Source organism: Aquidulcibacter paucihalophilus (genome assembly GCF_002105465.1).
GTDB classification, from domain to species: domain Bacteria; phylum Pseudomonadota; class Alphaproteobacteria; order Caulobacterales; family Aquidulcibacteraceae; genus Aquidulcibacter; species Aquidulcibacter paucihalophilus.
Window position 1 is genome coordinate 1 of the sequence record NZ_NCSQ01000006.1, and the last position, 479, is coordinate 479.

1 protein-coding gene is annotated in these 479 nt (G+C 53.8%); it reads right to left on the bottom strand.

Annotated features, from left to right (window positions below; genetic code table 11):
- Nucleotides 1-17: 17 nt before the first annotated feature.
- Entirely contained in the window at nt 18-185 is a 168-nt protein-coding gene (locus B7364_RS17765) for a single-stranded DNA-binding protein (RefSeq protein WP_157893375.1), read from the bottom strand.
- Nucleotides 186-479: the final 294 nt, after the last annotated feature.

Genomic DNA, 479 nt, shown 5'->3' on the forward strand with positions numbered 1-479 from the left:
TAAAAACCCAACTTTGGTCATTGACACATTTCATGTGAGTATGTGCGATCCTTTTGCGTGCCGTCTTCGGTTTTCCAGCGCTCGGAGGTGGCGACGCTGAGGGTTGCGAGTTTGCCGGTCTTGCCGAAGGTCTTGATCTCAATCTTGCCGACGTTTCCGACGATTTCGAAATTGGCCTTATCCATGATGGTCTCTCCGTTTGGTCTGAAGCTGTCCCGTCCGTTGGTGTCCCGGTCCGGGGGTCGCGGTGGCGACGGGGCGTAACNACAACAAGGTCAGACGAGGCAAGTCAGACCGATCAACGGAGACCAAGCAACATCGTGGATCAGGCCAATGCGACAAACATCGTCGACTTTAGGAGGGCATGCCGAGATCAAGACCAAAGATCAATAACTCGCTTTGACGATGATTGGCTCTTAGCAGGAGTGCGGTCAGGACGCTAGGCCGTGTGGACAAAGTATCTGATCCAGAGGCGTGTT

Coding starts and splice junctions, on each gene's coding strand:
- B7364_RS17765 (WP_157893375.1), bottom strand. CDS start 185: ATGGATAAGGCCAATTTCGAAATCGTCGGAAACGTCGGCAAGATTGAG.